The organism is Kribbella sp. NPDC004138, from assembly GCF_053603655.1.
This window is the reverse complement of record NZ_JBSGFZ010000011.1, coordinates 84,761-102,472: the sequence shown is the minus strand read 5'-3', so window position 1 is coordinate 102,472 and position 17,712 is coordinate 84,761. Positions and strand designations below refer to the sequence as shown.

Below are 17,712 nucleotides of genomic sequence, written 5' to 3'. Positions count from 1 at the left end.
GCGGGCGGGCGCAGGCGCTGCTGTCTCAATGTGAGATACCGGTCACACGGTTGCGGAACTACCTTGAGGGGTGTTCGCTGGCCTGACCCGTCGATGCAGGAGGTGGGAGATGCCGTCCAGCCGATCGGTCCGCGACTCGATCCTGTTGTCCTGGCAGCGCTCCGAGGCGTCACTGGTCGACGCCGACCAGCCCTCACCGGCGTACTTCGCGGGGATCGACGTGGACACCACGCTCACCCGGGCCGCCCGGCCGGTCATCGACGCGCTGGCGTCGGAGCTCACCAACGAGCCGGTCTGCATCATCCTCACCGATGCCAAGGGCATCGTCCTGGACCGTCGCGGCGGCGATCCGGGGCTGATCCGCAAGCTCGACTCGGTCGACCTGTGCCCCGGTTTCACCTACGCCGAGTCCGAGGTCGGCACCAACGGGATCGGCACCGCCCTCGAGGTCGGCGGCCCGATCCTGGTGCTCGGTCCCGACCATTACAGCGGTGTACTGCGGCGTTTCGCCTGCGCCGGCGCACCGATCACGCACCCGGTGACCGGCGGCCAGCTCGGCGTCCTCGACATCACCACCCAGGCCCAGAACTCGAACGCGGTCCTGCTGTCGTTCGCGAAACTCGCCGCCAGGCGGATCCAGGAGCGCATCGTCGAAGAGGCGAACGCGCTCGACCAGGCCCTGCTGAGCGACTACTACGCGGCCTGCCGGCACACCGGCGGATCGGTCATCGCGCTCGGCGACGAGGTCTTCATGATCAACGCGCACGCCCAGGCGCACTTCGACTCCGCCGACCAGGCCGCGCTCATCGACCGCACCCGGGACGCCCGCGGCGGGACCAGGCCGCGCACGTACCTCGCCGACCTGCCGAGCGGGATCACCGCGCGGCTCGCTTACCAGCCGACGTTCCTCGGCCACCGGCTGGCCGGCGGAATCGTCCAGGTCCGCGAGCAACGGGCCGGTCTCCGGAACGCCGGCGGTCCGGCCCGGGTGCCGTCGCTGCCGGGCGTGGTCGGCAGCAGCGCCCTGTGGCGGCGCACCACCCAGGAGGTCCTGGAGTCCGCGAGCCGGGCGGAGTGGATCGTCGCCGAAGGTGAGCCGGGCACCGGCAAGCTGACCCTACTGCGGGCGGTGCACAACTACTCGAGGTCCGGCCACCGGCTGGCGATCGTCGACGCGGACGATCCCGCACTCGTCACCGCCGTCGCGAGCGAACTCGAGTCGGGCTCGGACCTGGTACTGCGGCACGCGCACCTGCTGTCCACCGATGCCATCCACGCCCTGGTCGACGTCCTGCAGGGCGTCCGCGACAGCCTCGCCGAGGATCCGTGGATCGCGCTGACCGTCGCCACCGGTCAGTCCGGTGCGCAGGACGAGCTCGACACCCAGCTACTGCGGTTCTTCCCGCGCACGGTCGCCGTACCGCCGTTGCGGCATCACCTCGACGACGTCCAGGCGCTCGTACCGCACCTGCTCGCGCGCACCGGGGTCGCCGGGGTGACGCTCTCCCCGGCCGCGATCAGCCAGTTGATGCGGCTGCCGTGGCCGGGCAACGTGACCCATCTGCGGACGGTCCTCGCTGAGGTGGCACGGCGCCGCCGGTCGGGTGTCGTGGAGCTCGACGGCCTGCCTGCCGAGTGCCGCGCGACCACGCGCCGGCACCTGACCCGGATCGAAGCGCTCGAACGGGACGCGATCGTCGACGCGCTCGCCGCCCACCAGGGCGACAAGGCAGCCGCCGCGACCGCGCTCGGCATGTCGCGGGCGACCATCTACCGCAAGATCCGCGACTACGCGATCGTCACCTGAGGCGGTCGAGCAGGACGACCTCGCAGTCGTAGTGCTGCGACGCGGTCATGTGGCCGCGGAACCAGAGCAGCGGGATCCGGCCGGGGTCGCCGGGGGCGACGATCGGACGGAGGTTGTCGCCGGTCGAGTTCTCGGTCACCGGCGTCCACGTCCAGGTGGCGCCGGCATCGGTCGTCCGGCCGTGGAAGATCTCGTGGTACTTCAGCGCGCTGCCGTCGCGCGGGTCGATCGGCGTCGAGGCGTAGAGCGAGTCCAGGTCGTACGGGTCGATCGCGACCAGGCCTGTGTAGTCGTTCTCGTGCACGAGCAGGCCGTGGCCGGCCTTGGCCAACTGGCGGACCTGCCAGGCGCCTTCGGTGAGGCGCGCGTAGAAGAAGCGGTGGTCCGGTACCGGGTGCTCCCGGGCGAACGCGTCCTCCGGCTTCTCCGGCGTGTCGTGCCGGGCCAGCAGGATCGTCGCGACCTCGTCGCCGACACGACGGATGTCGACCGTCCAGCAGTGCGTCATCGGCTCGCCGTCCCAGACCGAGTCCGCGGCGAGGAGCGTGGTCAGCTCCGCCTGTGACGGCGCGGCGGCGTCGAGCGCGTGCGGATCCACGACGGTCCCGTCCGCCCGGTGCAGCGCGCCGGCTTCCAGGTAGCCGTGGTAGATCGAGTTGTTGTAGTCGCGCGGGTGGTGATCCGTCGTGATCAGGTCGATGCGGGCCGGCGTGGAGACGTATCGGGTGTAGCCGTTGACGTAGCCGACCTTGGGGCGGGTGAAGAGCTTCCCGGCGTACGCCCAGGTGTCGCCCTCGTCGTCGGACACCAGCGCACACGGGTCGTCGTTGACGGCTCGCGCGAAGCAGTAGAGGCGGCCGTCGAGTTCGTGCAGGTTCGAGTACGTAACGCCGCGGCCGCCGGTGAACTCGCTCCAGTCGACGGTCTGCTCCGGGCCCCACGTGCGCGGGTCACCCGGCTCGCTGATCCGCCACCGGGTCAGGTCGTCGGTCTTGTGCTTGGTGTACACGGCCAGCCAGCGCCCGTCGCGGCGCCGCCACAACGCCGGTACGTCGTGGTCGTCGGCCTCGAACCGCTCGTGCAGGACGACGACGTCGGTGGCGCCGGACCGCAGGTCCACCACGGTCAGCTCGACGTTGCCCGCCCGGCCGTCGCCGCCGGGGCCCTCGGGCGCCGCGATCGATCCGGCGACCAGCACGCCGGCGTCCGGATCCACCACCGCCCGCTCGTCCTGGAACCAGCACCAAGCACCGTTGTCGTTGATCACCCGAGCCGCATCCATGGGCACCCAGTGTCGCAGAGATCCCGTCTCATCGGTAAGCGTTTGCCAGCATGTGGTCAGTACCACCTGCGACGATCGGGATATGCCGATCGACCAGCACCTCCTGCTCGCGTTCCTGCTGACCACGACGATCGCGATGATCACGCCGGGACCCGACATGTTGTTCATCCTCGGCTGCGGTATGCGCAGCGGCCCGCGGGCAGGTCTGCTGGCGACAGCCGGTGTGGCGACGAGTGAGGCGGTGCACGTCGCGGTCGCGGCCGCCGGGCTGGCCGCCTTGTTCGCGGCGGTGCCGGTCGCGTTCACGACGGTGCGGATCGTCGGCGCGGCGTACCTGGTGTATCTGGGTGTCCAGATGATCCGGCACCGCAACGATGCCGTCGACGAGGCGCCGGCCGGTCAGGCCGCGATGTCCGGGCGGAAGGCGTACTTCGCCGGGCTGACCACGAATCTGCTGAACCCGAAGATGGTCACGTTCACCATCGCGTTCCTGCCGCAGTTCGTGGTGCCGGCGCACGGTCACGTGTGGCTGCAGTTCGCGGTGCTCGGCGCGATCCTGATCGTCCTGGAGTTCCTCGTCGACGGGACGGTCGGCCTGCTGGCCGGGCGGATCGGGGGCTGGCTGCGCACCCGCCGTACCGCCCGGCGCCGGATCGACACCGCGACAGGCGGCATCTTCATCGGGCTCGGCGTCCGTCTGGCCCTGCTGCGTTAGACGAGCGCCAGGCCGCCGGTCCAGGCGACCTTCTCGCCGACGGCGAGGGTGAGCTGCAGGAAGCCGGCGGCCTCGAGCTCACGAGCGCGCTTGAGCGCACCGGCGTCGACCGTCTGCAGGCCACCGGCCGAGACGATGCCGGCCAGCAAGGCCTTGGCGTCCGCGTCGTCGCCGGCGATCAGGACGGTCGCCGGCGCCTCGCCGGCCTTCCCGGTCGCGACCGTGGCGGCGAAGTTCGTGTTGAAGGCCTTCAGCACCGTGGAGTCCGGGAGCTTCGCGGCCAGCTCGGCCGCCGCGGAGCCGTCCGCCGGGACCACCAGCGAGTCGAAGGTCTCGAAGTTCAGCGGGTTGCTGATGTCGACGACGACCTTGCCGGCCAGCTGCTCGGCACGGTCGGCGAGCACCTGGTCGAAGGCCGGGTACGGCGTCGCGAGGATCACGACCTGACCGGTGACCGGCTTGTCCTTGTCGGTGGAGTTGAACAGCTCGACGGTGTTGCCGCCCTTGGCGACGACCGCCGCGATCGCCTGTCCCATGTTCCCGCTGCCGATGATGCTGACGTGCGTCATGCTCTCGCTCCTTTTGGTTGTACCTTCAACTATCACGATAGCGCATGATTGTTGTAGCTACAACCATTAAGATGAGGTCGTGAGCACCCGATGGCTGGACGACACCGAGATGACCGCGTGGGTGCGGCTGGCCGCCGTACTCGAGCTGCTGCCCGGCGTTCTCGACTCGCAGCTGCGCCGGGACGCGGAGCTGACCCACTACGAGTACTACGTGATGGCGATGCTGTCCGAGGCGCCGAAACGGACGCTGCGGATGACCGCCCTCGCTCAGCGGACCAACGCCACGCTCCCCCGGCTGTCACACGTGGTGAAGCGCCTGGAGGACCGTGGCCTGGTCGAGCGGTTCCCGTGCCCGGAGGACGCCCGCGCCACCAACGCGCGGCTGACCGCGCCCGGCTGGAAGAAGATCAAGGCGACCGCGCCCGGCCATGTCGAGACGGTCCGGCAGCACGTGATCGACGTACTCACGCCGGAGCAGATCTCCCAGCTCGCCGCGATCACCGGGGCGATCCTGGAGTCGGTCGACCCCGACGGCAACCTCAGCGCTGTGTATCGCCGCTGAGGTCGAGCAGCACCTTCGACGCGACCGTCCGGTCGCTGGCGAGATCGAACGCGGCGCGCGCCTCGTCGAGCGGGAACGCGTGCGTGACGATCGGGTCGACGTACAGCCCGTCGGCGAGCAGTGCGATCGCGGTGTCGAACTCATGGTCGAACCGGAACGCGCCGGTCAGCGTCAGCTCGCGGGTCATCAGCAGGCTCCCGGCGAACGCGGTGTCCCCGCCCGGCAACGAGCCGACCTGGACGACGGTGCCGCCGCGGCGTACCCGTTCCAAACAGGTCCGCAGGCCGCCCGCCGTACCCGATGCCTCGATCGCGACGTCGATCTCGTCCGGCCAGTCCGTCGTGTCGGCCCGGATCGTCTGCGTCGCGCCGACGTGGGACGCCAGCGCCAGCGGGGCTTCGTGCAGGTCCGTCACGACGACCTCGACCGCACCGGCCTGCCGCAGCGCCGCGGCCACCAGCAGACCGATCGGCCCCGCGCCGGTGACGAGCGCCCGCTTCCCGTCCACGGCTCCCTCGCCGGCCTGTCGTACGGCGTGGATCGCGACCGACAACGGCTCCGCGAGTACGGCGGTGCGCAGCGCGAGCTCGGCGGGTAGCACTCGCACCTGCTCGGCCCGGACGATCAGCTCCTGGACGAACCCGCCCTGGATGTGTGGGTCGCGGGCCGCGCTGCCCAGGTAGCTGCTGGAGGCGCAGATGTTCCGGCGGTCCCGAGCGCATTCCGGGCACGCGCCGCAGGGTGTCGCCGGGTGGATCCCCACCGGCGTGCCGGCTTGGAGATCGCCTCCGCTGATCCGGCCGACCACCTCGTGCCCGAGCACCAGCGGTTCGCGGATCCGGAAGTTCCCGACGCCGCCCTCGTGGTAGTAGTGCAGATCCGATCCGCAGATCCCGCCGTACTCGATCCGCACCGCGACCTGTCCCGCGCCGGGCTCGACGGCCGGCCGCTCCTCGACCCGCAGGTCTCCCGCGGCATGCACCACACAGGCGTACACGTCATCCACCATCCCGGAAATCGCTGTCCGCCCGACACTATCCGCCCGCGCCGCCGGGCAACTGCGGTGTATCGCGAGGTGGTCCTGGATCCTCCGTCCGGGTAGGGGCTGACCAACTTGGGGGGAGACAGGCATGGCGACGACGTACAAGATCCATCCGGCGATCGGTATCGCGCGGGTCGGGAACAGTCCGGACGAGTTCTTCGTCGGACCGGAACGACTCCGCGAACGGCCCGAGCCGGCGGGTGGGTTCAAGGACGCGCAGTGCCGGGTCAAGCGGCAGGCGGCGCGGTTCCGGATCTTCGCGCACCACGACGACGGCAGCGTCGAGGAGCTCACCGACGCCACCGCCGAGATCTCCTGGACCGTGCATCTGGTGAACGCCAAGGCCGCGCACCCGAACCGCGGCAACAGCGAGCCGGCCGGTCAGCTCACCATCGACCCCGGCCCGCGGACGCTGACCGGGCCGGACCAGCGGGAGCTGTTCGACACCGGCTCGATCGACTTCTCCGGGCAGCCGGCGGTGACGGTGCCGCTCGGCGAGATCCGCAGCGACGACGACAACCACCTGCTCGTCCTCGGCGGGCACGGGACCTCCGCGTCGCCGGCCGGCAACGTGATCGGCAGCTTCTGGGGCAACGCCGGCTGGTACGACGACGTGTCGGACGGACCGGTCACCGCGACGATCACGCTGCGGGCGGACAACTCGTCACCGGCGGTCGAAGGCGCCTGGGCGATCGTCGCGCCGCCCAAGTTCGCGCCGCACCAGGACAGTGTGACGACGCTGTACGACCGGGTCCTGCAGCGGATGATCGACCTCGGGCTCGCGGCGGCGCCCACCACGACGTCGTACACCGAGGACGTCTACCCGATCCTGCAGCGCGCCCGCGACATGCGCTGGGTGGAAGGGATCTTCGGCGCACACAGCTGGCCGGACCCGGTCACCGCGCAGCCGCTCGTCGACGCGATCTTCGCGCGGCTGCGGCCGCCGGGCGACATGCCCCGGCTCAACGGCGGCGATTCCGCGCTGACGCCGACGCAGTACGCGCACATGCAGCGCTGGCAGGCCGGCAACTACGCCGCCGACTGGACCGGAGTACCGCAGCCGCAGACCGACCTGACCCCGGACGGGATGGATCGCGCGGCGCTCGAAGCCTGTGTCGGCGGCGCGTTCTTCCCCGGGATCGAGGCCGGCGGGCTGTCCGCCGGCGACCGGCCGATCATCGAGACGTCGTACGCCGAGGCGTTCCGGCTCGCGTCCTCGGTCGGCGCCGGCACGATCAGCCAGGCGATGGCGCTGCCGTGGCAGGCCGACTTCAAGGCCTGCGGTGACAACTGGTGGCCGGTCCCCCGGCCCAACGACGTCATCGCCCAAGACACCGGCAGCCCCGCCCGCTGGGACCGCGACGTCGCCAGCATGGACGACATGGTGACGCTGTGGCACACGCTCGGCTTCGTCGTCGAGCAGGGGTCCGAGCACGTCGAGGTCGAGCACTGCGACGAGGCGTCGATCACGCTGCTCACCCCCGAGCTGCGGTTCGTCGACGTACCGCAGGGACCGATGGGCATGGTCCGCGAGGCCGCGCTGGCGATCACGTTCGAGGTGCTGTCGCCGGGGTCCGCGGTCACGCTCGACTACGCGCCCGGAGGTGCGCCGGCGCATCCGCAGCTGGTCGCCGCGACCACCTCGGTCACCGTCGGCCCGACCGCGCCCAACGGCGTCGCGACCGCTCGGCTGTGGGTCGTGTACCGCACCGGCGCGGCACCGTCGTCGATCCCGCCGCAGGTCCTCACGGTCCAGGAAGCCACGTCCGGTCAGACCTGGCAGGTGACCGTCACCGGCAACACCGTCGCGCGGACCACGGCAGCGACCGCCCTGGTGCTGGACCGCTCCGGCAGCATGAGCGAGGACCGCGGCGACGGGCAGAGCAAGCACGTCGCGCTGCAGCAGGCCGCGAACATCTTCGTCGACCTGATGCTCGAAGGCGACGGCGTCGGCATCGTCCGCTACAACGAGGACGCGCAGCCGCTGCAATCCGTCCTCGAACTCGGCGCGGGCGGGCTGTCCGACCTGAACCGCAGCGCGACCCACGACACGATCAACGGCACCGGGCTCGATCCGCAGGGCGCAACGTCGATCGGCGACGGCATCTTCGAGGGCCGCGGTCTGCTCGACGCGGCGCCGCCGTACGACGTGAAGTCGCTGGTCGTCCTCACCGACGGGATCGAGAACAGCCCGCGCTTCATCTCCGACGTCGCCGCGCAGATCAACGAGCGCACGTACGCCGTCGGTCTCGGGCAACCGCAGAACATCAGCGTTCCCGCACTGCAGACCATCGCCGGCAACAACGGCGGGTACCTGCTGGTGACCGGCGCGATCACCACCGACAACCGGTTCCTGCTGCAGAAGTACTTCCTGCAGGTGCTGGCTGGGATCAGCAACGCCGAGGTCGTGCTCGACCCGGACGGCGAACTGACGGTCGGCGCGGTGCACCGCATCCCGTTCCAGCTGTCCGACGGGGACTCGGGTGTGGACGTCGTCCTGCTGACGCCGCGGCCGGACGCCGTCGACTTCCGGCTGCAGACGCCGAACGGCCTGCTGATCGAACCGTGGCGGGCGCAGTCCGAGCCGGCGATGCGGTACGTGACCGGGGAGGGCGTCGCGTACTACCGGCTCACACTGCCCGTCCAGCTCCGGCCGAACCGGTTCGACCAGGCAGGGACCTGGCACGCGTTGCTGACCATCGGCCGGCCACACACCGGGAGGACTCCGGATGACTCCGACGGCGTCGACCTGTCGATCCTTCGCGGCCGCGCGCATCCGGCCGTGCACGCTGCTCCGCCCGCGCGGCGTCCGTTCGAGTTCGAGCGCGCGTTCGCGGTGGCGCAGGAGCCTGCCGTCGGCGAGCAGCCCGGGCGGCGCGGTCTTCCGTACAGCCTGGTCGTGCACTCCTACTCGAACGTGTCGTTGCGCGCCACGGCCGACCAGCGATCCTTCGAGCCCGGCGCCGCGGTGACCATCAACGCCTCCCTCACCCAGTCCGGCGTACCGGTCTCCGGGGATCCTTACGTGTGGGCGGAGGTGACGCGGCCGGACGGGTCCGTCGTGACGATCGTGCTCGATCCGTTCGCGGCTGGGGAGTTCGAGGCGAGCTTCCGTACGACGGCTCCGGGCGTTTACCGGATTCGGGTGCGGGCTCGCGGCCGGACGCGCATCGGGCGGCCGTTCACGCGGGAACGCACGCTCACCGCGGCCGTCTGGCGTGGCGGCGACAACCCGCCGCCGGTGGGTGGCGGCGATTCGTGCTGCTGCGAGTTGCTGTCCTGCGTGCTCAAGGGCTTCGACGACAAGCTGATCGAGCGGTTGCGGCGACTCGGGTTCGACCTCGACGCGCTGCGCAAGTGCGGTTGCTGATGTCCCCGACGTACGACGTCGTTGTCGCCGGTGGTGGCCCCGCCGGCGCAGCGACCGCCCTGCGCCTGGCCCGCGCCGGGCACTCCGTCGCGGTGCTCGAACGCAGCCGCTTCGAGCACCCGCGCGTCGGCGAGACGCTGGCCCCGAGCATCCAGCCGCTGCTGCGCACGCTCGGGCTGTGGTCCCGGTTCGTTGCCGCGGGCCACCTTCCGTCGTGGGGGACGCGGAGCCTGTGGTCCGGGGCGGGCGAGCACTCGCACCTGACGAGCGCGTACGGAAGCGGCTGGCACGTCGACCGGTGTACCTTCGACCGAATGCTCTTCGACGCGGCAGGTGACGCCGGGGCGTCGACGCGCCTCGGTTGTTCTTTGAGCTCGTGCTCGTACGACGGGATGTGGCAGCTGACCTGCTCCGACGGCGGCCGGCTGACCGCCCGCGTGCTGATCGACGCGACGGGCCGCTCGGCAGCCGTCGGGCGCTGCCTCGGCGCGCGTCGTATCCCCTTCGACCGTCTGGTCGGGATCACCGCGCGTTGGCCGGGCGTCGACGTGACGGACGAGCACTACCTACTGATCGAAGCCGCTGCGCATGGCTGGTGGTATACGGCGCCTCTCGCCCACAACGCGATGATCGCCATGCTGATCACCGACGCCGACATCTGCCGCCGTCACCACCTCTCGTCCCCTATGGCCTGGACGACCGACCTGAACCACACCTCCGCCACCTCCGCCCGTCTCCACAACAAAATCGCCGGGGTCGCGAGTTCACCTCGGGTGTGCTCGGCGGCGAGTCAGCGGTTGATTCGGTCGCGGGACCTGCGGCCGTGGCTGACCGTCGGCGACGCGGCTCTTGCCGTCGACCCGATCTCCGGCAGCGGCGTGCCCCGCGCGCTCCGCACCGCGGAAGCCGCGGCCGAAACAGCCACCCGACTCCTCAGCCACCCGTCCGACGCCGCGAACCTGATCACGCAGTATGAATCCGACCGCAACACCGAATGCACCACCTACCTGACCACCCGCGCCGGCTACTACAACGCCGCCGCCCACCACCCCACGCCCTTCTGGACCCGCCGCCGGACCCCCGTTCCTCGAGTCGTGGAATACGGCTGACCACCTGTTCGTCGAGTCGTGGGATGTGGCTGTGGAAAGCGACCACGATCCACGACTCGGCGTTCCCGCCACGAACCGATTGCCACGACTCGGCGTGCGAGCGTGTGGCTTTCCAGGAGCTCGAGGTACGTCGGACACCGCGGTCATCTGAAGTCGCGGGACTTGGTGCGGGCGGCCAGGGGGAGGTGTTGGAGGTGCTCGGCGGAGAGGTTGGTGACTTCGCCGGCGCGTTCCACGCGGCCCCGGATGATGAGGGCGGCGGCGTTGCGGGCCACGGCGGCGTAGTGGTGCCAGCAGCCGACGGTGATGACGATGTTGGCCATGCCGGTCTCGTCCTCGAGGTTCATGAACGTGACGCCGGACGCGGTGGCGGGGCGCTGGCGGTGGGTGACGACGCCGGCGACCCGGACGCGGGCGCCGTTCGGGGCGTTGCGCAGCTCGGCCGCGGACAGGATGCCGTCGGCGCGGAGTTGCTCGCGGACGCGTTGCATCGGGTGGCTCGTCGTGGTGATCGAGGTGGACCACAGGTCGGCCATGTCGGCTTCGATGTCGCTCATCCCGGGCAGCGTCGGCGGCGGACCGGCCGCCGTGATGCCGGCCAGTTGACCCGGGCGCTCCTCGGCGGCGCGGCCCGCCTCCCACAGCGCCTGCCGCCGGTCGAGCCCGAAGCAGTCGAACGCCCCCGCGGTCGCCAGCGCCTCGACCTGGGCCGCGGTGATCCCGGTCCGCCGGACCAGGTCGGCCATCTCCGTGAACGGCCCGCCCCGCTCCCGCTCCTCGACGATCAGCTTCGCGCCCTTCTCCCCCACCGTCCGTACCTCGGCCAGCCCGAGCCGGACCGCGAACGCGCCGTCCCGCCGATGCACCGTGGTGTCGAACGGAGCCTTCGGGTCGAACGGGCCCACCACCGGTTGCGGATCCGCCAGGCACGCGTCGAGACCGGTCGGGCCGGTCAGCTCCTGCCCCTCGACCAGCAGCTCGAGACCCGCGTCGACACCCGAGAGATGCAGGTGCGGGCGGCGGACCTCGACACCGTGCCGGCGGGCGTCGGCGACCAGGGACTGCGGTGAGTAGAAGCCCATCGGCTGCGCCCGGAGCAGCGCGGCCAGGAACGCGGCCGGGTAGTGCAGCCGCAGCCAGGTGCTGGAGTAGACGAGCAGCGCGAAGCTGATCGAGTGCGACTCGGCGAACCCGAAGTTCGCGAACGCCTCGATCTTGGCGTAGATCTCGTCGGCCAGCTCCCCGGTGATCCCGTTGCCCGCCATCCCGGCGTACAGCTTGTCCTTCAGCGACGAGATCTTCTCGATCCCGCGTTTGGACCCCATCGCGCGGCGCAGCAGGTCGGCCTCGTCGCCGTCGATCTCGCCGACCGCCATCGCCATCTGCATCAGCTGCTCCTGGAACAGCGGCACGCCCATGGTCCGCTCCAGCACCGGCCGCAGCTTCGGGTGCAGGTAGGTGATCGGCTCCTCGCCGGTCCGGCGGCGGATGTACGGATGTACGGCGCCGCCCTGGATCGGGCCGGGCCGGATCAACGCGATCTCGGTGACCAGGTCGTAGAACCGCCGCGGTTTCAGCCGGGGCAGCGTCGCCATCTGCGCGCGGGACTCGACCTGGAACACACCCACCGAGTCCGCCCGGCAGAGCTGGTCGTAGACCCCGGCTTCCTCCCGCGGGATCGTGTGCAGCTCCCACGACTCCCCTACCTGCTCGCGGACCATGTCCAGGCAGTACTGCAGCGCGGCCAGCATGCCGAGCCCGAGCAGGTCGAACTTCACCAGCCCCATCCACGCGCAGTCGTCCTTGTCCCACTGCAGGACCGTCCGGTTCTCCATCCGGGCGTGCTCGATCGGCACCACCTCGCCGACCGGACGCTCGGTCAGCACCATGCCGCCGGAGTGGATCCCGAGGTGCCGCGGGAACTTCAGCAGCTCGGTCGCCATCGCCACCACCTGCGGCGGGATGTCGTGTTCGGTCGAGGTGATCTCCGGGCTCCAGCCGTCCACCTGTTTCGACCACGCGTCCTGCTGACCGACGGAATACCCGAGCGCCTTGGCCATGTCCCGGACGGCGGACTTCGGGCGGTAGGAGATCACGTTCGCCACCTGGGCAGCGTTGTGCCGGCCGTACTTGGCGTAGACGTGCTGGATCACCTCCTCCCGGCGGCCGGAGTCGAAGTCGACGTCGATGTCCGGCTCCTCGGCGCGGGTGGTGGCCAGGAACCGCTCGAACGGCAGGTTGTAGAGGATGCTGTCCACCGCGGTGATCCCGAGCGCGTAGCAGACCGCCGAGTTCGCCGCCGATCCCCTGCCCTGGCAGAGGATCCCGTGGTCGTGGGCGAACCGGACGATGTCCTCGACGATCAGGAAGTACCCCGGGAAGCCCTTCTCCTCGATGACGTCGAGCTCCCGCTCCAGCCGCTCGTACGCGTCCGGGCGCTGCTCGCGCGTCCCGTACCGCTTCGCGGCCCCGCGGAACGTCAGCACCCGCAGCCACGACATCGGCGTCTCCCCCTCGGGTACGTCGCGCAGCGGCAGCTTCGGCTTCGCCCGGGCGAGGTCGAACGCGAGCTGGTCCGCCAGCGTCACCGACCGCGCCACCGCCCCGTCGTACCGCCGGAAACGGGCGGTCATCTCGGCGCCGGAGCGCACGAACGCCATCCCGCTCGACGGCAGCCAGCCGTCCATCGCGTCCAGGTCGCGACGGGCCCGTACGGCGGCCAGCGCGGCCGCCAGTTTGTGCTGCGCCGGGGTGGCGTAGTGAACGTTGTTCGTGGCAACTACCGGGAGACCGCGGTCAGCGGCCAGACCGGCCAGGATCCGGTTCCGCGTGGTGTCGGCGGGAAGGTGGTGGTCGATCAGCTCGACGACCACCCGGTCCTTGCCGAACAGCGCGGTCAGCCGGTCCAGCTCACGTCCGGCCGCGGCCGGGCCGTCGGCGCGCCCGCCGAGCTCGAGCGCCTGCCGGACCAGGCCCTTGCGGCAACCGGTCAGGATCACCCAGTGGTGACGGCCTTTCTCGGCCAGCCGCTCCAACGAGTAGACCGGCTTCCCCTTCTCCCCACCGGCCAACTGCGCCTCGGTGATCTCACCGGCCAGCCTGTGGTATCCCTCTTGCCCCTCGGCCAGCACCAGCAGGTGACTGCCCTCCGGATCGGCCACCCCGTTCTGCGGGCCGGTCAGATCCAGCGACAACTCGGCGCCGAACACGGTCGGCAGCGAGTACGCCGCCGCGGCCTCGGCGAACCGCGCCGCACCGTAGAACCCGTCGTGATCGGTCAACGCCAGCGCGTGCAGCCCCTGCCGGACAGCAGCCTCGACCAGATCCTCGGGCTGGGAGGCGCCGTCCAGGAAGGAGAAGTTCGAGTGCACGTGGAGCTCGGCATACGGCACGGCGCGCTCAGGGCGATGCACCACGTCAGGCACATACGGCCCGCGATGCTGCGACCAGGCAGGACTGTCCCCGCCGTCCGCCGTCACCGGACGCCCACCATGGCTGCCCGGACGCGAGCGGTCCGACAACTTACGCTCGAGCTCCGACCACTTGATCGGCGGATTGTTGTAACCCACGCAACCATATTAGAACATAGGTTCCCTTAAGCTCAGCCATCAGCTGTCCCGTCGTGGACATCATCCGCCTCGACTTGCCGCGCGTCACGGGACGGGAACCGAGTCACCCAGACCGGCGTACAGGTAGCGGTTGCCGAACGCCTCGCTCAGTGCCAGGAAGCCGGGTTCACCCGTGCAGTGGCCTGGGGCGACGGTCCGCACTTGCCACTCGTCGCGGAGTGCCTGCGCGACGCGACGCACCTCGGGCTCCTCGGCCAGGACGAGGTGGAGCCCACCGACGATGCAGTGGACACGGTCGTCGATCGCGGCAGTGGCCTCCAGGATCCGCTCGATGCCCGGGTGCGAGCACCCCACCACCAGCACCAGTCCCTGCGAAGTCAGCAACGCGAGGGAGATCTCGCGCAGCTCACGCGTTCCCGCCACCTCCGAGACGACGGGGATCAGCCACGCGCCGCTTCCCAGCGGGGTCGACTCCTCGATCCAGGTGAATCGTGCGCCCGGCCACGGCGTGCCGTGGCGGATGACGTCGGGCGGCTCGCCGTCGTAGTACTGCATGGACCGCGGCAGCGACGGGCGGCGCGGGTAGAAGTGGCCGGGAAGGCTCGAGCCGAACACGCCGTACAGCTCGGCCGGCGCGTAGACCGGCACGTCGGGGTTGACGTGCAGCAGGTGATCGAGCCCGGAGGTGTGGTCGCCGTGGCGGTGCGAGACCACGACGAGATCGATCGTGCGCAGGTCGACACCGAGGGCGTCGGTGTTGGCGGCGAACGTCCGCGAGTCGTTCCCGGTGTCGAAGAGGATCCGCCGGCCCTCGAACTCCACGAGCGCAGCGAATCCCCAGTCCTTGATCAGGCCGGGGCGGCTCCCGAACGCGTCGTGGAGGACCGTGATCCGGTTGGCCGTCCCTCCCCGAGGCTCCATGCCCTCACCTGACCACACCGCACGGCGTACGTCGAGTGGGCACAGACCGCCGTGCCCGCGGATCTCCGCGACTGTCAGGGGCTACGCGCCAAGTAGCCACGTCCAGGCGAGCTCAGTCCGGTCGGTGCAGGGCGTCGAAGACGTCTCGGACGAAGTAGGTGTCGGCCAGGGCGTCATGGATCGCGTACGACGACTGGTCGATGCCGACGGTCGCCGACATCTCGCCGACGTCCGCGGTCGGCGGGTGTTTCGTGTGGCCCAGCAGTTGGCTGATGACGCAGACGAGGCGAAAGTCCCACGGCACGTCCGCCGCATCCTCGGCGACCAAGCCGTGGAGATGCATCAGATGCAGTACGTCGGTGGCATCCATCCACGGCGCGGCCCCGACCCACAACGGCTCGTCCGCGGTCAGCTCGACCATGAGCTCCGCGACGTCCCGGCCGCTGCACACATCCTGTTCGGATCCGTTCAGCGACGGGTGACGATGGAAGCGGCTGATCTCCAGCGCCCGCTCGGTCGCGGCCGACAGGTCCAGCTCGTCCAGCCGGACGAACCGGTTGTACGCCGTCTCTCGCCCGTCGTCCTCGCGGCGGATCACCGCCAGCTGCCAGATCTGCCGGCCGCCCGGGAGCCACGGTTCCCGGACGCTGGTGGTTTCCAGATCAACGAAGAGAATCGCCATCCCGCAATCCAACCAGGGCGATACGGTGTCGGCATGTTGAGGCAGGTTGCGGAGGGTGTGCTGGTCCACCGGAGCGAGTTGATCCAGAACAACACCGTCGTCGTGCAGGGCCACGAGGGTGTGCTGCTCGTCGACCCGGGCATCACGGGCGAGGAGATGGCCTGCCTCGCGGACGACCTTCGGGCGATGGGCCAACCCGTCGTCGCCGGCTTCTCGACGCATCCCGACTGGGATCACACACTCTGGCATCCCGAGTTCGGCGACGCGCCCCGCTACGCCACCGCCCGCGGTGCGGCCTTCCTGCACGAGCTCCTGTCCGACGCCACCTGGAAGGACCGCGTCGCCGAGGGCTTGCCGCCGGAGATCGCCGACCAGATACCGCTGGACCTGTTCGGCCGGGTCACCGCCCTGCCGGCCGGCGCCACGAAGCTTCCATGGGACGGACCCGAGATCCGGATCGTCGAGCATCCGGCGCACGCCCAGGGCCACGCGGCGCTGCTGATCGAGGAGCCCGGCGTGCTGATCGCGGGCGACATGCTGTCCGACATCCTGATGCCGTTCCCCGACCCGGGCGCCGCGGATCCGCTGGCGGACTACCTCACCGGGCTGCAGCTCCTCGAGGGTGTCGCGGACGCCGTCGAGGTCGTCGTCCCCGGTCACGGCTCCCCCGCCGCCGGAGCCGATCAGGTCCGCATCCGGATCGCGCAGGACCGGGCGTACGTGCAGGCCTTGCAGGACGGCCGTCTTGCCGACGACCCGCGGATCGGCCCGTCGGCCACGTACGGCGCGGACTGGCTGCCCGCGGTGGCCGAATGGCATCTCCAGCAGTTCGGCCGGAAAACCGATTGACCGGCACCACGGCCGCGCTGGTACCGTGCCGTGGTCCGTGACATCACACCAGGAGGTGAGGCCCCGATGAACGCTGTAGCGCAGTGGGTGCTCCCCCTCTCGTGGTCACGGGCGGGCGATTGACGTAGGTGTCGTCGGGAGCGCCGCGAGAAGCTCCCGAAGGGAAACACCTATGAACTCTTTGCCTTTCAGTCCGGGCGTCGGCGCGGTGACGATCTCACGCGTCGCGGACAACCAGTGGCACGCGATCGAGAACGATCTCGTCGTCGGCCGCGGTCACGCCTCCCGGCGGCTCGACGGCCGGACCTTCCTCAGCATCGACACCTGGCGCGACGCCGTCTTCGACCGGCTCGCCGCCGCGATGCTGGCCGACCTCACGGGCCCGCTCCACACGGTCGTCGACGAAACCGACCGTGACCTCACGGCCAACTGGGAACGCGCTGGACTCACGATCTGGCGCCGCGAATCGGAGTACGTCGTACCCACCCGGCCGATCGCGCCGTCAGCGCCGTCCGGAGTGCAGATCGTCACCGATGTCGCCGAGGCGCCGCTGCGCGAGCTGGACCAGGCGATCCGCGACGAGGTCGGGTCCACCGTCGGCTGGCACACGATGCCCGCGGAGGTGCTGCCCTGGCAGGGCGGGACGCGGCCGATCGACCCGTCGAAGTACACGGTCGCCGTCCGCGACGGCCGGTACGTCGGATTCGTCCGGGTGGCCACGAGGACGCGGCGCCCGCGCATCGGGCTGGTCGCGGTCCTGGCGGCGGAGCAACGCCGAGGCATCGGCCGGGCGCTGCTGGGCCACGTGCTCGACGGGTTGCACCGCGCCGGCGTCGAGGCGGCCACGGCGGAGGTCGACGAGACCAACACCGCGGCGACGGCACTGCTCGAAGGGATCGGCGCCGAACGCACCGGCCGCACTCTCGAACTGATCACCGGGAAGGCCTGACCATGCCCAGAGCAGCAGGCGGTATCGAGATCGAGGGCACCGTCGTCGAGTGCCTCCGCAACGCCACCTTCCGGGTCGAGCTCAGCAACGGGCACAAGGTCCTGGCGCACATCAGCGGCAAGATCCGGAAGAACTACATCAAGATCCTCCCCGAGGACCGCGTCCTGGTGGAGCTCAGTCCCTATGACCTGAACCGGGGCCGGATCATCTTCCGCTACCGCACCTGATCCATCTCACACGCCACCCGTCTGATCAAGACTAGAACATGTGTTCGACGAAGCGGTAA

Annotated in this window: 14 protein-coding genes; 8 read left to right on the top strand and 6 right to left on the bottom strand. The window is 70.4% G+C overall.

Features of this window, described 5'->3' with window-relative positions:
• Window positions 1–109 precede the first annotated feature (109 nt).
• On the top strand, window positions 110–1,807 hold the full coding sequence (locus ACWEOO_RS17560; protein WP_452143849.1) for a sigma-54-dependent Fis family transcriptional regulator: 1,698 nt from the start codon (window positions 110–112) through the stop codon (window positions 1,805–1,807).
• On the opposite strand, the gene ACWEOO_RS17555 is transcribed toward ACWEOO_RS17560, so the two are convergent.
• On the bottom strand, window positions 1,800–3,089 hold the full coding sequence (locus tag ACWEOO_RS17555; RefSeq protein ID WP_452143848.1) for a BNR-4 repeat-containing protein: 1,290 nt from the start codon (window positions 3,087–3,089) through the stop codon (window positions 1,800–1,802). The two genes, ACWEOO_RS17560 and ACWEOO_RS17555, sit on opposite strands and share 8 nt — an antisense overlap.
• Window positions 3,090–3,171: 82 nt before the next feature.
• Here ACWEOO_RS17555 and ACWEOO_RS17550 point away from each other — a divergent pair, with 82 nt between their 5' ends.
• Window positions 3,172–3,804 carry a LysE family translocator gene (locus ACWEOO_RS17550; protein ID WP_452143847.1) on the top strand — a complete coding sequence of 211 codons (633 nt, stop codon included), beginning with the start codon at window positions 3,172–3,174 and terminating at the stop codon, window positions 3,802–3,804.
• Here ACWEOO_RS17550 and ACWEOO_RS17545 read toward each other — a convergent pair.
• Window positions 3,801–4,373, bottom strand: coding sequence for an NADPH-dependent F420 reductase (locus ACWEOO_RS17545; protein WP_452143846.1), 573 nt, complete (start codon window positions 4,371–4,373; stop codon window positions 3,801–3,803). The two genes, ACWEOO_RS17550 and ACWEOO_RS17545, sit on opposite strands and share 4 nt — an antisense overlap.
• Window positions 4,374–4,452: 79 nt before the next feature.
• Between ACWEOO_RS17545 and ACWEOO_RS17540 the strand changes: the two genes are divergently transcribed.
• Window positions 4,453–4,935 carry a MarR family winged helix-turn-helix transcriptional regulator gene (locus ACWEOO_RS17540; RefSeq protein ID WP_363708685.1) on the top strand — a complete coding sequence of 161 codons (483 nt, stop codon included), beginning with the start codon at window positions 4,453–4,455 and terminating at the stop codon, window positions 4,933–4,935.
• On the opposite strand, the gene ACWEOO_RS17535 is transcribed toward ACWEOO_RS17540, so the two are convergent.
• On the bottom strand, window positions 4,913–5,944 hold the full coding sequence (locus ACWEOO_RS17535; protein WP_452143845.1) for an L-idonate 5-dehydrogenase: 1,032 nt from the start codon (window positions 5,942–5,944) through the stop codon (window positions 4,913–4,915). The genes ACWEOO_RS17540 and ACWEOO_RS17535 overlap by 23 nt on opposite strands.
• 121 nt (window positions 5,945–6,065) lie before the next feature.
• Between ACWEOO_RS17535 and ACWEOO_RS17530 the strand changes: the two genes are divergently transcribed.
• The gene (locus ACWEOO_RS17530) at window positions 6,066–9,347 is read left to right on the top strand and encodes a LodA/GoxA family CTQ-dependent oxidase (protein WP_452143844.1); all 3,282 of its coding nucleotides are present in this window, start codon (window positions 6,066–6,068) and stop codon (window positions 9,345–9,347) included.
• Complete coding sequence (locus ACWEOO_RS17525) at window positions 9,335–10,456, top strand: NAD(P)/FAD-dependent oxidoreductase (protein WP_452143843.1); 1,122 nt, start codon at window positions 9,335–9,337, stop codon at window positions 10,454–10,456. The genes ACWEOO_RS17530 and ACWEOO_RS17525 overlap by 13 nt, the downstream gene beginning before the upstream one ends.
• A 143-nt stretch (window positions 10,457–10,599) precedes the next feature.
• Here ACWEOO_RS17525 and ACWEOO_RS17520 read toward each other — a convergent pair whose 3' ends face one another.
• From ACWEOO_RS17520 to ACWEOO_RS17510, 3 genes are all read right to left on the bottom strand, one after another.
• Window positions 10,600–14,025 carry an error-prone DNA polymerase gene (locus tag ACWEOO_RS17520; protein WP_452143842.1) on the bottom strand — a complete coding sequence of 1,142 codons (3,426 nt, stop codon included), beginning with the start codon at window positions 14,023–14,025 and terminating at the stop codon, window positions 10,600–10,602.
• An 84-nt stretch (window positions 14,026–14,109) separates the two neighbouring features.
• Complete coding sequence (locus ACWEOO_RS17515) at window positions 14,110–14,946, bottom strand: MBL fold metallo-hydrolase (protein WP_452143841.1); 837 nt, start codon at window positions 14,944–14,946, stop codon at window positions 14,110–14,112.
• Between the two features lie 112 nt (window positions 14,947–15,058).
• Window positions 15,059–15,628 carry a hypothetical protein gene (locus ACWEOO_RS17510; RefSeq protein WP_452143840.1) on the bottom strand — a complete coding sequence of 190 codons (570 nt, stop codon included), beginning with the start codon at window positions 15,626–15,628 and terminating at the stop codon, window positions 15,059–15,061.
• A 33-nt stretch (window positions 15,629–15,661) separates the two neighbouring features.
• Here ACWEOO_RS17510 and ACWEOO_RS17505 point away from each other — a divergent pair, with 33 nt between their 5' ends.
• The 3 genes from ACWEOO_RS17505 to infA all read left to right on the top strand — a co-directional run bounded on the left by ACWEOO_RS17505 (window position 15,662) and on the right by infA (window position 17,653).
• The gene (locus ACWEOO_RS17505) at window positions 15,662–16,477 is read left to right on the top strand and encodes an MBL fold metallo-hydrolase (protein ID WP_452143839.1); all 816 of its coding nucleotides are present in this window, start codon (window positions 15,662–15,664) and stop codon (window positions 16,475–16,477) included.
• A gap of 172 nt (window positions 16,478–16,649) precedes the next feature.
• Window positions 16,650–17,426, top strand: coding sequence for an N-acetyltransferase family protein (locus ACWEOO_RS17500; protein ID WP_452143838.1), 777 nt, complete (start codon window positions 16,650–16,652; stop codon window positions 17,424–17,426).
• Between the two features lie 2 nt (window positions 17,427–17,428).
• Window positions 17,429–17,653: a translation initiation factor IF-1 gene (gene infA / locus ACWEOO_RS17495; protein ID WP_359923940.1), complete on the top strand. Its 225-nt coding sequence runs from the start codon at window positions 17,429–17,431 to the stop codon at window positions 17,651–17,653.
• Window positions 17,654–17,712: the final 59 nt, after the last annotated feature.